This window comes from Rhizobium sp. R339 (assembly GCF_002211395.1).
Taxonomy (GTDB): Bacteria; Pseudomonadota; Alphaproteobacteria; order Rhizobiales; family Rhizobiaceae; genus Rhizobium.
Genome location: NZ_LOKV01000001.1, coordinates 558,090 through 572,500, shown reverse-complemented (window position 1 = coordinate 572,500; position 14,411 = coordinate 558,090). Strand labels below are relative to the sequence as shown.

The 14,411-nt window shown below is 62.1% G+C and carries 13 protein-coding genes and 1 other RNA gene; 3 read left to right on the top strand and 11 right to left on the bottom strand.

All coding sequences use genetic code 11. From position 1 onward, the window contains the following. Window positions 1-2 precede the first annotated feature (2 nt). The 10 genes from ATY76_RS02765 to ATY76_RS02720 all read right to left on the bottom strand — a co-directional run bounded on the left by ATY76_RS02765 (window position 3) and on the right by ATY76_RS02720 (window position 9,503). Complete coding sequence (locus tag ATY76_RS02765) at window positions 3-1,760, bottom strand: penicillin-binding protein 2 (RefSeq protein ID WP_088673234.1); 1,758 nt, start codon at window positions 1,758-1,760, stop codon at window positions 3-5. Beyond that, window positions 1,760-2,251 (bottom strand): hypothetical protein, encoded by a 492-nt coding sequence (locus ATY76_RS02760; RefSeq protein WP_088673233.1) that lies wholly within the window; start codon window positions 2,249-2,251, stop codon window positions 1,760-1,762. The genes ATY76_RS02765 and ATY76_RS02760 overlap by 1 nt, the downstream gene beginning before the upstream one ends. A gap of 1 nt (window position 2,252) precedes the next feature. Then, on the bottom strand, window positions 2,253-3,278 hold the full coding sequence (gene rsmH / locus ATY76_RS02755) for a 16S rRNA (cytosine(1402)-N(4))-methyltransferase RsmH (protein WP_088673232.1): 1,026 nt from the start codon (window positions 3,276-3,278) through the stop codon (window positions 2,253-2,255). 17 nt (window positions 3,279-3,295) lie between these two features. Then, complete coding sequence (mraZ, locus tag ATY76_RS02750; RefSeq protein WP_245309651.1) at window positions 3,296-3,733, bottom strand: division/cell wall cluster transcriptional repressor MraZ; 438 nt, start codon at window positions 3,731-3,733, stop codon at window positions 3,296-3,298. A 415-nt stretch (window positions 3,734-4,148) separates the two neighbouring features. Then, window positions 4,149-4,546: RNase P RNA component class A (gene rnpB / locus ATY76_RS02745), an RNA gene on the bottom strand. Between the two features lie 55 nt (window positions 4,547-4,601). Beyond that, window positions 4,602-5,777: an FAD-dependent oxidoreductase gene (locus ATY76_RS02740; protein ID WP_088673230.1), complete on the bottom strand. Its 1,176-nt coding sequence runs from the start codon at window positions 5,775-5,777 to the stop codon at window positions 4,602-4,604. Between the two features lie 114 nt (window positions 5,778-5,891). Next, on the bottom strand, window positions 5,892-7,079 hold the full coding sequence (locus tag ATY76_RS02735) for an FAD-dependent oxidoreductase (protein ID WP_088673229.1): 1,188 nt from the start codon (window positions 7,077-7,079) through the stop codon (window positions 5,892-5,894). 75 nt (window positions 7,080-7,154) lie between these two features. Further along, window positions 7,155-7,775 (bottom strand): lytic transglycosylase domain-containing protein, encoded by a 621-nt coding sequence (locus ATY76_RS02730; protein WP_088673228.1) that lies wholly within the window; start codon window positions 7,773-7,775, stop codon window positions 7,155-7,157. Window positions 7,776-8,037: 262 nt separating this feature from the next. After that, window positions 8,038-8,799, bottom strand: a complete 762-nt coding sequence (locus ATY76_RS02725; RefSeq protein ID WP_088673227.1) for an N-acetylmuramoyl-L-alanine amidase — start codon at window positions 8,797-8,799, stop codon at window positions 8,038-8,040. Beyond that, window positions 8,796-9,503 carry a DnaJ family molecular chaperone gene (locus ATY76_RS02720; RefSeq protein WP_088673226.1) on the bottom strand — a complete coding sequence of 236 codons (708 nt, stop codon included), beginning with the start codon at window positions 9,501-9,503 and terminating at the stop codon, window positions 8,796-8,798. Before ATY76_RS02720 ends, ATY76_RS02725 begins: the two co-directional genes overlap by 4 nt. Before the next feature lie 394 nt (window positions 9,504-9,897). On the opposite strand from ATY76_RS02720, the gene ATY76_RS02715 reads away from it, so the two are divergent. The 3 genes from ATY76_RS02715 to ATY76_RS02705 all read left to right on the top strand — a co-directional run bounded on the left by ATY76_RS02715 (window position 9,898) and on the right by ATY76_RS02705 (window position 12,865). Then, entirely contained in the window at window positions 9,898-11,109 is a 1,212-nt protein-coding gene (locus ATY76_RS02715) for a pyrophosphate--fructose-6-phosphate 1-phosphotransferase (RefSeq protein WP_088673225.1), read from the top strand. A gap of 57 nt (window positions 11,110-11,166) precedes the next feature. Beyond that, window positions 11,167-11,802, top strand: coding sequence for a LysE family translocator (locus tag ATY76_RS02710; protein ID WP_088673224.1), 636 nt, complete (start codon window positions 11,167-11,169; stop codon window positions 11,800-11,802). Window positions 11,803-11,917: 115 nt separating this feature from the next. Next, window positions 11,918-12,865, top strand: a complete 948-nt coding sequence (locus ATY76_RS02705; protein WP_088673223.1) for a lytic transglycosylase domain-containing protein — start codon at window positions 11,918-11,920, stop codon at window positions 12,863-12,865. Between the two features lie 28 nt (window positions 12,866-12,893). Here ATY76_RS02705 and ATY76_RS02700 read toward each other — a convergent pair whose 3' ends face one another. Next, window positions 12,894-14,318, bottom strand: a complete 1,425-nt coding sequence (locus ATY76_RS02700; protein WP_088673222.1) for a serine hydrolase — start codon at window positions 14,316-14,318, stop codon at window positions 12,894-12,896. Window positions 14,319-14,411 lie beyond the last annotated feature (93 nt).

Here is a 14,411-nt window from a genome sequence, read left to right as displayed (position 1 = left end):
GCTCAATAAGACACCAACAAGGCCGATCCGCCCTCCCCAAATTTCGGCTCGATGCCGAGAATGGGGGCGGCGCGGCGGATGATCTCGCGGGCAATCGGGCCGGCCGTACCGGCGGAGATCGTTCCGCCATACTGCTTTTCGCCGGTCTTCGGCTCGTCGCAGAAGGTGATGACGGCATATCGGGGGTTGTCGATCGGGAAGGCGGCGATGAAGGAATTGAAGTTCAGCGTCGAGGAATAACGTCCGTTCACCACCTTGTCGGCGGTGCCGGTCTTGCTGCCGACGCCGAAGCCCGGCACGCGGGCCACGCGCCCGGAGCCCTTGTAACCGTTGAAATCGAGGAGATAGCGGACCGCGTCGCTGGTCGACTTCTTGAGAACCTGCGTAGCGATCTGATCAGCCTGTTCGCGCGTGCGCGGCAGGAATGTCGGCTCGATCAGCTTGCCGCCGTTGACGAGAGCGGCTGCTGCCACGCCGGTCTGCAGCGCCGTCGTCGAAACGCCGTGGCCGAAGGAAATCGTGATCGAATTGATCTTCTTCCAGACGCGCGGCTGGCTCGGCATCTTCACTTCGGGCAGCTCGGTCTGCAGTTTCGTCAAGAGGCCGAGCTTGGTCAGATAGTCCTTCTGCGAATCGATGCCGACGAGGTCGATGACGCGCGCCGTGCCGATGTTGGAGGAATACTGGAAGATTTCGGGAACGGTCAGCCAGCGGCGCTGCCCGTGAAAGTCATGGATGGTGAAGCCGCCGATATAAATCGGTTTGCTGGCGTCGAAGGTGTCGGACATCTTCACCTTGCCGCTGTCGAGCGCCATCGCCAGCGAGAAGGTCTTGAAGGTCGACCCCATTTCGAAGGTGCCGTTGGTCATCCGGTTGAGCCAGCCTTCCTTGGCGCCCTCCTGCGGATTGTTCGGATCGAAGTCCGGCGCCGATGCCATGCCGAGCACTTCCCCGGTATGCACATCGATGACGGCGGCGCCTGCGCCCTTGGACTGGAAATTGTTGACGGCGTTGACGACCGCATCGCGGACGATGTTCTGTACGCGCAGATCGATCGACAGCCGCACCGGCTCCAGCGGCTGATCGCTGGTCATGCCGACCGAGGCGAGATCGGCAAGCCCCTGGTCGTCGATATATTTCTCCATGCCGGCCACACCGCGATTGTCGATGTTGACGTAGCCGAGAATATGCGCGGCGGTCGCCCCGCCCGGATAGAAGCGGCGCTTCTCCGGCCGGAAGCCGATGCCGGGAATGCCGAGCGCCAGGATCTGGCTCTGCTGCTTCGGCGTGAGCTGCCGGCGCAGCCAGGCGAAATGCGAGGTCTTGACCGAGAGCTTCTTATAGGTGTCCCGTGCGTCGAGCTCGGGCAGCACGGTCGAAAGCTTCTCAACCGCCTCATCGACGTCGACGATCTTGTTCGGCTCGGCAAACAGCGAGACGGTGCGGATATCGGTCGCCAGCACCTCGCCGTTGCGGTCGAGGATATCGGGGCGCGACGCCATCAGCCGGTCGGGCGGCAGGATGCTGGAGACGACCTCCTGATCCTTCATCGCATATTCGACCAGGCGGCCGCCGATGACTGCGTAGACGCCCATGAAACCCATGATCAGCAGACCGACGCGGCTTTTCGCCTGCCCGGACTTTTTCTTGCGCGATCCCTCGATCGCCAGACCGGCGGAAGGACCGCCGAAGCGGTTATAGACGCCGGCGGAGAAATGCGCCTGGCTCTTCAGGACCATGATGCGGGAAAGAAACGACATTATTCTACCGACCCCGTTTCGATCTCGTCTGCTTCATCTTCCACGACGCCATGCTGCGTTACGCCGCCGCGCGGAGCGGGCGTCGGAACGGGCTGAGTCTTTGCGGCACCTTTGGCGCTGGCCACGGTCGTGCCCTTGGCGCCGGCCTCGGTCGCGCCTTTGGCGCTGGCCTTGGCCTCCGTCACATCGGGCACGGGAACCTCCGATTTCAGCATCGGCAGCTCCTTGGCATGCACGAGCGCCGTCGATTCCGTCGGCTGCAGCTGCAGCTCGGCATTGTAGGCATTGACCAGCCGCTCCAACCGGTTCGGCTGCGATTGCAGCGCCCAGTCGGCCTTGAGAAGGTCGATCGTATCCTTCTCCAGCTTGATCTCTGCTTCGAGGCGATGAACCTCCTCGAGCTTCAATTCGGCGCGATGCTTGATCGTGTAGGTGACGGCGGCAGCTGCCGTCATGACGCCGATGAGCACGAGATCGAACGTCTTCAGCATATCAACCTCCAAGCTTTCCGAGAGTGGCAAGATTGGGAAACCCGAAGAGCGACATGTCCGCAGCCTCGGCGGCGGCATCCGTCCTGAGGCCGGCGCGCAGCTTGGCCGAGCGGGCGCGCGGATTGGCCTCGGCCTCCGCCTCGCTGGCCGAAACCATCGGCTTGCCGACCGCCGTGAACGTCGCCGCCCGCTCATGCGCGGCCGGCAGGTGCCGCGATCCCGTCGCCTTGCCGGCGCGGTCGGAGAAGAATTTCTTGACGATGCGGTCTTCGAGCGAATGGAAGGTGACGACGACGAGGCGCCCGCCGGGCTTCAGCGCTCGCTCCGCCGCAAACAGCGCCTGCGCCAGCTCGCCGAGCTCGTCGTTCACGAAGATACGCAGGGCCTGGAAGACGCGCGTCGCCGGATGGATCTTGTCCTTCATCTTGCGCGGCGTGACCAACTCGATGAGGCCGGCGAGATCGCGCGTCGTTTCGAAGGGCTTTTCCTCGCGCCGCTTCTCGATCGCATGGGCGATGCGCGGCGCCTGATTTTCCTCACCGAGAAAATGGAAGATGCGAATGAGGTCGGCGACCTTGGCGCGATTGACGACATCGGCGGCCGAAACGCCTGCCGCCGACATACGCATGTCGAGCGGTCCGCTCTTCTGAAAGGAGAAGCCGCGCTCGGCTTCGTCGATCTGCATGGAGGACACGCCGATATCGAGCACGACGCCGTCGAGCCCGCCCTGCGGCGCATGATCGGCAAGATGCGAGAATTGCGAATGGATGAGCCGAAGACGGCCGCCATGGGCGGCGACCATCGGTTGGCCTGCCGCAATCGCACTGGGGTCGCGATCGAGCGCAATCACCTCGGCGCCGGCCGCAAGGATGGCCGAGCTGTAACCGCCCGCACCGAACGTACCGTCGAGGATGAGCTTGCCGGGCGCGGGCGCCAGCGCCGCAAGGACTTCATCGAGAAGAACAGGAATGTGACGAACCGGTCCGCCACCGGCATCAGTTGAACCTCCGCCAGGATTCGCCACCATTCCGTTCCCTCGTCCTTTCAGGAACGCTTGCCCGCCAGCTTGCGCTCCCCTCGTGCCTGCGCCTGCGCGGCCTGAAATGCCTGCGGCTGCCAGAGCTGAAAATGATCCGCCCGACCAACGAAGGCCACTTCGTCCGAAATGCCGGTGAAGTCGCGGATGAAATCCGTCACCATCAACCGCCCCTCGGCGTCGAGCTTCATGAAGACGCCGCCTCCGTGGATCAGAAGCGACATCGCATTCGCATCCGGCGAAAACGGATCTTCCGCCGCGATCTGCCGTTCGAACCTTTCGAGAAGATCCGGACCGCCGACGCTGATCGCCGGAAACACAAAATCCTGGAAGCAGTAAAGCTCCTGGACGTTGCGCTGCGCCAGCACGGAACGGAATGCCGAAGGCACGGAAACCCTGCCCTTGGCATCGATCCTGTTGGTCGCGTTCGATAGGAAGCGGCTCATGACACGAAACATCCGTTCCCGCAGGGATCCGGACATCATCGAAACGCCCGAAACTCCCAATATCAGGCACAGCTTCGCAAGCCGGATGAGCCAAATCCCACCCGACGCTTCCGGAGCGGAAGACGTCTTTGCTTTGCGATAAATGGGCAAATGATTGCCCTGGTGCAGTGCGCATTTGGGATAGCATGGGACCATATGGGCGTCAATGGGATACACCCATTTCGCAACGGGCGCATGATCAAACATTTATAAGCTGTTAAGTTTAACAAAGGGTTAGCATCGCCATTTTACAAGCGACACGCACTGATGGCGCCGCATAATAATACATCTGGAGGCTGTATTAATACCAGCTTGAAAACGCTCTGTTTCAGTGGCTTAGAATGGAAATCCGAGCCCTGCCGCGGCTCGGATGATAATCGCCAGTTGGCCTGTAAGCCGGGTTCTGTATGGCTCCGGCGCGAGCCGGAACGTGGCAGCCATTCCTCTGGGACAGCGCTCGCACGCTGCCTCACGCAACCCACCCGGATGACTGGCCTGGAAACCGGCCGGAGGACCTTTCGGCCCGCCGCGTCATCCCTATTCGGTCTTGCTCCCGGTGGGGTTTACCGTGCCATTTCCGTTGCCGGAGATGCGGTGGGCTCTTACCCCACCCTTTCACCCTTACCTGTCATGACAGGCGGTTTGCTTTCTGTGGCACTTTCCCTGAGGTCGCCCTCGCCGGACGTTATCCGGCACCGTGTTTCCGTGGAGCCCGGACTTTCCTCACCCTACCACCTTTCGGCATTGGTAAAGCGCGGCTGCCCGGCCAACTGGCAGGGCTCCCATAAACGAGAGAGCCCGCAATTGCCATCGAAATAAGCGATATCGCTTAACGAAATTGCGGTGTGAAATCCGTGGAGTAGCCTTGTTCGCTGATTCTGCCTGACAAAAGCAGCTCCGCGCCCAACCTGCCGATTTCGTCCGAACTCTTGGCCGAGGTGCCGGCGCAGCCCGTCAGCACCGCGATCCCGGGCGAAGAGGTATAGCCGATCATCGGATAGCTGCTTTCCGTGAACGAGACGACGCAGGCGGCCGTCGAAATCGAAAGCGGCGTCATATCGGGCACGAGGCCGGCGACGATGCGTTGCAGATGCGAGCGCACGCTCTCGCGCCCCTCGGTTCTGAACCAGGCCCGCATCTCCGCGTCGCTTCGCAGAACCAGATCATCGGGATCGCCGCCGATCTTCAGGTAGAATTTGCCATCGGGATAACGGATCGGCGGCAGCAGATAGATATGGATGCCGGGCACGTCGAGAATGAGCGACGGCATCGCCGCAAGGCGGGCGGCATCTGCCTCGCTCGCTTCAAACAGCGTGACGGTCCGACCATAAACCGTCATGGCAACCGGCTGCGGCAACAGATTCTCGGCAATGGAAAATCCGCCCGCCGCCAGCAGCACCTTTTCACCGCGATAGGTGAGCCCCCCGGCAGTCCTGACGGTCGCCAGCCCGCCCTCCTCGCGGATCGAGACCACATGATCCCGGATGACCGCGGCGCCTGCCCTTTCCGCAATCATAGATTGCGCCTTGACCAACTTGCGCGGACTGATATGCCCGGCGCCCCTCGCCTCGAACACACCAGCACTTGCGCCGGGAAAGGCAAAGAAAGGAAAGGCGGCCTTCAATCCGGCCTCGTCGAGAAGGCTGGTCTCGACGCCGAGCGAAACGGCGGCCCGCCCCGTCCTTTCGAGATAATCGCTTCCAACAGGCGCAACGACGACGCAGCCGGCCTCGCGATAGAAATCGATGCCGCTCTCGCGCGCGATCTCGCCGTAACGGGCGATCGAACGATTGGCGAGCAGCGCCCAGTTGCGGTCGGGATCGATGGTGCGGGTGATGCGGCCCTCGTCGTAATGGCTGGCGAAGACGCCGTCATGCGCCTTGCGATCATCGGGCTCGTCCGGGCCGATGATCGCGACGCCTTCCGCTTGGCGCGCCAGATGCCGCGCGGCGGCAGCTCCCATCAGCCCGCGGCCGACGACGATGTATTTGAAATCGACTGCCATGATATTCCTCTAGAGCATGTCGCGCAAAAGTGTGCAGCGGTTTTGCGGCAGGGACATGCGTGAAAAAACAAAAGCTAAAGCGCAACGAGCGAATCTGAAAGATCGTGATGCGCTTTAGGCAAAGACTGGAGCCAGCTCGCGGCCGAAATCCTCGTCCCCGAGCCGCCCTTCCCTGAGAAGCACGGCGCCCAGACGCCCGAGTTCGTCGGATGATTTGGCGGCGACAAAATTGCCGCCGGTCAGCACCGCGATGCGCGGCGACTGGGTGAATCCGGCATAGGGATAGCCGGTCGGCGTGAAATTCGCGACGCACGGCCCCGAGGTGACCGGGCAGCCGGCAAGCTCCGGCATCAGCTGCAGGGCGATTGCCGAGAGATGATCGCGCTCGGCCGCACTGCCTTCGGAACGGAACCACGCGCCGGCATCCTCCAGCCGGCCGAAGGTAAGCGCTTCGGTATCGCCGCCGAGCTTCAGATAGGTCTTGCCATCGGGATAACGCACCGGCGGCAGGATATAGATGTGGTCCTCCTCCCGGTCGCCGAGCACGATCGTCGACGGCATGTCACCGAACACAGCCATCTCGCGCTCGCCGATTTCATAGAAGACGACCGTGCGCGCCTTCACGGTGAGATCGAGGGGACGCGTCAGCAGGGCGTGAAAATTGCTGAAGCCGCCGGCTGCGACCAGCACGCGTTCGGCGGTGTAGCGAATATCGCCAGCCGTCACCTCGACATGGGAACCCGCGTCGCGCACCGATGTCACGGTCTCTTCGATCAGGGAAACGCCGCCCCGTTCGGCAAGCCTCGCCTGCGCGCGCACCAGCGCCCGCGGGTTGATATGCCCGGCGCGCTTGCTCTCGAAATATCCGCTGAAATCGGAACCGACATTAAGATAGGGAAAACGCCGACGGAGGTCTGCCGGCGCGACGATCTCGATATTGCTGCCAAGCGTCCGGCTGACGGTCTGCGCCCGGAGAAGAAAGTCCTGCTCGTCACTGGGCGGCGGACCGGCAAAGAGGCAGCCGACTTCCGAAAAGAAGGAAATGCCGCTCTTCGCCTCGATGTCCCGGTAGCGGTCGAGCGCCCGGTCGGCGAAACTGCCCCAGGCGAGATTGCCATCGAAGGTGCGGGTGATGCGCGCTTCGTCATGATGGCTGGCAAAGACACCATGATGGGCCTTGCGTTCCTCGGGTTCCGGCGGGCCGATCAGCGCGATGCCGTCGGCCATCGCAGAGAGATGCCGGGCGGCCGCGGCACCCATCATGCCGCGTCCGATGATGATGAACCTGAAATCGACTGCCATATCCCACCTCGCTAAATTCCAGCGATACCATGGCAATCGTCTTGAATCATCCAGCTCTTGTCAGGAATAAGCGCTTCAGAGCATTGCGAGAACCTTGCCGCAATAGGACTTGGACACCGGATTCATGCGCGTGGCGCCATGACCGGCATTGTATTTGAGGATGGTGTTGCAGGTCTCGCCACCACCGAGATCATGGGCGGCAGCCAGATACTTCATGCCGTACTTAATGTTGGTTTCCGGATCGAACAGGCCCTTGGCGCTGCCAGAATAGCCCATCATGCGGGCAGTTGCAGGCTTTATCTGCATCAGGCCGATTTCACCGTGGCTGCCGCGCGCATTCGGATTGAAATTGCTTTCGATACGGATGACAGCGGTCGCAAGTGCAACCGGTACATTATATTGGTTCGCATATTTGCTGATCAGTGCGGAATAGGAATTGCCGGAAACATTGGCAACGGGATAACCGCTCTGGCGCTCGACCGTCTTCAGTGTGCGTTCCGCCGTCTTGAGCGGACGCTTCGCCGGCTTGACCGAACGCTCCGCTTTCTTCAACGGACGCTCTGTATTCTTCGAAGGACGCTCGACTTTCTTCACCGGCGCATCAGCTCGCACACCCCAATCATTCGCAAAGGCAAAGCTATTTCCGGCCAGCATCATGCCAGCGCATGTTGCAGCAACAACAATCAGTTTTCTCATGTAGTCTTGAACACTCCGACCCAAAGAATTTCCGGACGGCGCGCCTCGCTGTCACAATGAATACCAGATCAATTACCGATCTGGATTCGCGGCAATTCTTATCGTTTCACATAGCGCCCGTGGTTTAACTCGAAAACAGCCCCGAGTACCGCTTGGCGGAGGTTCTTAGACCATCGCAATGAGGAGATAATAGGGAAATGATGTGGCAGGCCGAATTTCGCGCTGCAGTGCGAAATTCGGCGTTTCAGTAATTGCCGAGGAATCAAGAATAACGCGGCAAAGCCGACAGTAGCCGGTGCAACGTGTCGATCGTTGAGAAATCGGCGATGCCATCTATCCGTTCGGGCCGAAAATGCCGCTGGAAAGCCTCCACGTCGCCTGCCGTCTTTTCGGAAAATTGCCCCGTGATTTCAGTGCCGTAACCATAGAGCGACAGCATCGACTGCAGTGCTTCGACGGGTTGGCCGGCATCGCCGCACTGGAAGAAGCGTCCGCCAGTGATCGTTGCCGGCTCGACCCAGTGCCCGATGCCCGCCCGGTGGAGCTCCGCCCAGGGGAACTTTTCACCCGGATCAACCTTGCGAATCGGGGCGACATCGGAATGCCCGAGCACCCTTTCCGGCGCGATCGACCAACGTTTGACACAGTCGCGACACAATTCGATCACCGCGGCGATCTGCTCTTTCGGAAAGTCGGGAAGGCCGCCGGGATGGCCGGCATTGGCGATTTCGATGCCGATCGACAGCGAGTTGATGTCGCTCTCGCCGTGCCAGCTGCTCTTGCCCGCATGCCAGGCGCGCCGCGCCTCCGGAACGAGTTGGATCACCTCGCCATTCTCGTGCACGAAATAATGGCTGGAAACCTGGCTCTCGTCCCAACAGAGCCAGTCGAGCGCGCCCTCCGGCGTCGGCATGCCGGTATAGTGCAGCAGGATCATGTCGGGACGGCGTCCGTCCGCCCGCTCGCCGTGATTGGGCGACGGCCGCACGCGGGCACCACGGTAATCGGCCTCGAAAGAGGTCATGCGGCGCGGCGTTCCTTCTCGATCGCCGCATAGGCGGCGTTCAGCGCCGCCATGCGCTCATTGGCGATCACATGGAACTCCTTCGGTACGCCGCGCGAAACCAGCCGGTCCGGATGATGTTCGCTGACCAGGCCGTAGTAGCGGCGGCGGATCGTCGGAAAATCGTCCGACGGCGATACGCCGAGCACCTTGTACGGATCGCCGCCGGACGAGACGTGGCGGGCGGCGATCTGCTCGAAGCGGGTCTCGCTCATCTGGAAGATCTCGGCGATATGAGCGAGGAAATTCAGTTCCTTCTCATGGATCAGCCCATCGGCCTTGGCGATGTGGAAGAGACCGTCGAGCACGTCTTCCAACACCGGGCAATTGGCCGCGCAGGTAACGCAGAGCGTGGAGAGCCGCTCGGCATAGGCTTCGTAGCCGGCGACGTCCTGGCGTGCGAGATTATAGAGCCTTGCGACGTTCTTGGCCTGATCCTCGGGAAATTCGAAGATTTCGCGGAAGGCCTCGACCTCTTTCTCGCTCACGATGCCGTCGGCCTTCGCCATCTTGGCCGAAAGCGCGATGATCGCCACCGAAAAAGCCACCTTGCGGCGGGTTTCCGGATCGCCTTCGAAAACCGTCCGGATAGCCTCGACCACCGCGGAGAGCGCGTTGCCCGCGGTATTGCCAATGGCATTCAACAGTTTTTCCCAGAAGGACATCGAAAATCTCTCGCACGCTAGTCAAGTATGAGAAATCAGCTTGACCAAAGAATCGTAGCCTTTGCAAGGCGGCTATTGGTCGTAGGAGCGAAAACAGTTTTCACGATTCGGTAATTATTGCGCCGCAGCAAGCGATCGGTCGCTTTCGCCTGATCTGGCGTGAGCGGGACAGCCGTCGCCATCTTCGCTCAATGCTTAACCGCCGATTTCCACAAACAGTTCCCGATCGGCAGCGCGTGCTTGAAACGATTATATCGCCGCTTCCCGCCGGCTTTGCCGTTTAACTCGGCCAAAAGGCACGGTTTTCGTAAATTCTTTACTTTACAGGGCCCTCTCCCTGCCGCATCCATGCGCTAGCTAACGCTGCCGCACTGAGCACCATAGGAGGGAAATCATGGCCAAACAGAAAGTCGCAATGCTGACCGCCGGAGGCCTGGCGCCCTGTCTTTCCTCCGCCGTCGGCGGCCTCATCGAACGTTACAGCGACGTCGCGCCCGAGATCGATATCGTCGCCTACAAGTCCGGCTACCAGGGCGTGCTGCTCGGCGACCGTATCGAGATCACCCGCGACATGCGCGAAAAGGCGCCGCTCCTGCACCGCTACGGCGGCTCGCCGATCGGCAACAGCCGCGTCAAGCTCACCAACGCCGTCGACTGCGTCAAGCGCGGCCTGGTCAAGGAAGGCGACAACCCGCTCCGGGTCGCCGCCGAGCGCCTTGCCGATGACGGCATCACCATTCTCCACACGATCGGCGGCGACGATACCAACACCACCGCCGCCGACCTTGCCGCCTATCTCGCCGCCAATGGTTACAATCTCACCGTCGTCGGCCTGCCGAAGACCGTCGACAACGACGTCGTGCCGATCCGCCAGTCGCTCGGCGCCTGGACGGCCGCCGAAGTCGGCGCGCATTTCTTCGACAATGTCAGCAACGAACAGACGGCCGCGCGCCGCACCCTCGTCATCCATGAGGTGATGGGCCGCCATTGCGGCTGGCTGACGGCCGCCACCGCCCGCGCCTATCTCCAGCGCACCAGCGGCAACCAATATGTCGACGGCCTGATGATGGACGCGCATCTGAAAAGCATCGACGCCGTCTACCTGCCCGAAATGGCCTTCGACCTCGACGCCGAGGCCGCCCGCCTGAAGGACGTCATGGACCGCACCGGCCACGCCACCGTCTTCGTCTCGGAAGGCGCCTGCCTCGATGCCATCGTCGCCGAGCGGGAAGCGGCCGGCGAGACCGTCAAGCGCGACGCCTTCGGCCATGTGAAGATCGACACGATCAATGTCGGCGCCTGGTTCCAGAAGCAGTTCGCCAATCTCCTGAACGCCGAGCGCTCGCTGGTGCAGAAGTCGGGCTATTTCGCCCGCTCGGCTCCGGCCAATGGCGACGATCTCAGGCTGATCCAGAGCATGGTCGATCTCGCCGTCGAAAGCGCGCTCAATAAAGTCTCCGGCGTCACCGGCCACGATGAAGCGCAGAACGGTAAATTGCGCACTATAGAATTCCCGCGCATCAAGGGCGGCAAGGCTTTTGACCTGTCGACGGCATGGTTTGCCGAAGTCATGGACAATATAGGCCAGAAATACAAAGAAGCGTGATTGACGGATGGTTAATATGATGTCTTTGCTTATTCCTGAGGAATAGGAGGAGACACCATGTCGCTTGAAGCCTGGCTCGCTTTTGCGGCCGCATCCGCCATCATGCTGGCCATTCCGGGGCCGACGATACTGCTCGTCGTCTCCTATGCGCTCGGCCATGGCCGCCGCACCGCGCTTGCAACGGTCAGTGGCGTGGCGCTTGGCGACTTCACGGCGATGACGGCTTCCCTCTTCGGTCTCGGCGCGGTGCTGGCGGCCTCCGCCACCCTCTTCACCGTCCTGAAGTGGATTGGCGGCGCCTACCTGATCTGGCTTGGAATCAAGCTTTGGCGGGCTCCGGTGATCGGTGAACCCGTCGCCGACAACGACAATCTGCCTGAGGAAAAGTCGCTCAGGATCTTCCTCCACGCCTATGTCGTCACCGCCCTCAATCCAAAGAGCATCGTCTTCTTCGTCGCCTTCGTGCCGCAGTTCCTCAATCCGGCCCTGCCCTTCCTCGGGCAGATGGCGATCATGGAAGCGACCTTCCTCGTGCTGGCAATCCTCAACGCCGCCACCTACGCATTTCTCGCCCACTCCGCTCGCGGACTGATTCGCAAGGCAAGCGTCCAGCGCGCCGTAAACCGCACCGGCGGGACGCTGCTGATCGCCGCAGGCGCGGTAACGGCCGGGTATCGCCGTATTGCAGCGTAGAAACATTCCGTGGTTGCCGGAATGCAACGAATAGGTTAATGGGGTCGTCAGGTTTAAGCTTTTTAGTAACTTTTATAACGCTGCCGGGGCGGCGCGATTTCACGAAAGTGACGGAATGGTAGCGATCGGATTGTCCGGCCTGAAACGCAGTCTTGTCGTTTCTACGGTGCTCTGCTGCGGCGTGATGACCGGCTGCACGAGCGTCGAATACACCTCTCAGGCCGAACTGACAGCTCTCCAGACCGTTGTGCCGACACCCAAGCCCGGCGAAGACGCCATGCTTGCCGCGGTTCCCACGGCAGAAGGCGCTGCCGGCCAGGCAGTCGCCGGCGCTGTCCTTCCCCAGACGCAGGCAGGTCCGTCGCTGACCGCAACGGCGATGCCGGCGGTCAGTGCTTCTCAGCCCGCCGATCTCACCATGCAGGCAGGCATGCAGCCGGCAGCCTATGCGCAAATCCCGCTGACGCCCGAAATGACCGCCATTCAGTCCGTCGTGCCGACGCCGCGCCCGGGCACGCCGGCACAGCCGGCAACGCAGCTTGCCTTTGCCGCCACCCCGCAGAACAGCGCGCTGGCAGCTCTTGCCGCGGTCGACACCACGCCGCGCTCCATGGATTACGGCTTCGACGAATCCGGGCCGATCGATCCGCCGACGGCGCCGCCGATGTTCAGCGACGACGACAAGGACGATGCGCCGACCGTCGAGAAGAGCTTCGTCTCCAAGCTGATCCAGAAATATTCGAAACTCTACGAAATTCCCGAAACGCTGCTCCACCGCGTCGTCCATCGCGAGAGCCGCTACAATCCGAAGGCCTACAACAAGCGCGGCTATTTCGGCCTCATGCAGATCAAATACAACACCGCCAAGTCGATGGGCTATGACGGTGCGCCGGGCGGCCTCTTCGACGCCGAGACCAACATCAAATATGCCGCGAAATATCTGCGCGGCGCCTGGCTCGTCTCCGACAGCAAGGAAGACGACGCGGTCCGCCTCTATGCGCGCGGCTATTACTACGACGCCAAGCGCAAGGGCATGAACGACATCGCCCAGGGCAACTACTGACATCGACGATTGAGACAAGCGCGCCGGCCTATGGCTGCGCTTGCCTGCGCTGCTGTGATCCGGCCTGCTGCTGCGGCGTGCCGGACGGCGGCAAGGCCGCCAGGATCGCCTTGAGAAGCGTGCGCGGCCGATAGTCGAGCCAGGATGGCGTCAGTCCGAGCCGGACGACGACAAGATTGGCGGACGGCACGATCGCCATGCTCTGCCCGTCATGCCCCGACAGCCAGAACGTGTCCTCCGGCAGCCCGAACGCGGCGCTTGAGCCGCCGCCGGGCGCGAGCCAGGCCTGGCCCTGCGTGTACTGGCCGTTGGAGGCCGCCGTCGGCGTGCGCATGGCGCCGACGAACCCCTCCGGCAACAGCCGCCGGCCGTTCCACACACCGTCCTGCAGCAGGAATTGCCCGAAGCGGGCCCAGTCATGCGCCGTTGCATAGAGATAGGAGCTTCCGGCGAAGGTCCCGCGCGCATCGAGTTCGAACACGGCGCTTGTCATGCCGAGCGGCGCAAACAACGCGTCGTGCGGATAGGAAAAGGCCGCCTGCGCATTGCCGACCCTGTCCATCCAGATGCGCGACAGAAGAACCGCCGCGCCGCTCGAATAGCGGAACCGCTTGCCGGGCGCGGCCTCCATCGGCGCATTGGCCGGCAGCGATACCATATCGGGGTCGAGATAAAGCATGCGCGTCACGTCGGCGACATCGCCATAATTCTCGTTGAAGGCAAGGCCGCTCTCCATGCCGAGCAGGTCGGAGACCTTGATCTTGGCGCGGGCATCGTCCTTCCACTGCGCCAGCAGATGATCGTCGTCGAAGGAGATCTTGCCGTCGAGCATCAGCCGGCCGAGGATCGCCGCATTCACCGTCTTCGTCATCGACCAGCCGATCAGCGGTGTCGTCGCCGAGAAGCCGGGGCCATAGGCTTCGGCCACGATGCGGCCATCGCGCACCACGACGATCGCCCGCATCGCCGGGCCGGCAAGCCTGGCATCGGCGAGCACCGCGGCGATCTTCCCGTCGGCATCGCCGACGCCCTCGCCTTGCGGCCAGGAGGCATCACTCGTCTCCATCCTGGCCGGCGGGTCGAAGGGCACAGCCTTCTCCGCCGCCTCGAAATCGCCGTCCGGCACGCTCGTGCAGCCGAGCCCATTGCGATAGAGCGCATAACTCGATGCGAACAGCCCCATGAAGCGCGCCGTCACCCGGCCGTTGTCATGATCGACGCTGACGCGCACCAGCCGCAGCAGCGGGTTTCCCGGCGCCTGCACGTCGTCCTCCAGCACATCGTCGGCATTGCGGCCTGATATGAAGACATTGGAGCAGACGATCTTGGCGGCATAGCCGTCGCCGACGCGCAGAAGCTCCGGCGGCCGGACGGATAGCCAGGCGGCGCCGGCAACGACGACGAGAACGAGAAGGAGAGCAAGCGCCTTCAGGACACGCAGCACAAATCGCATGGCATTCCTCCGAATGCCCGGAGAGAAGCAGGAATTCCGCCCGCCGGAAAGGGGGCGGCGCAAAGAAGATCCGTCCCCCCGATCACTTTCCGA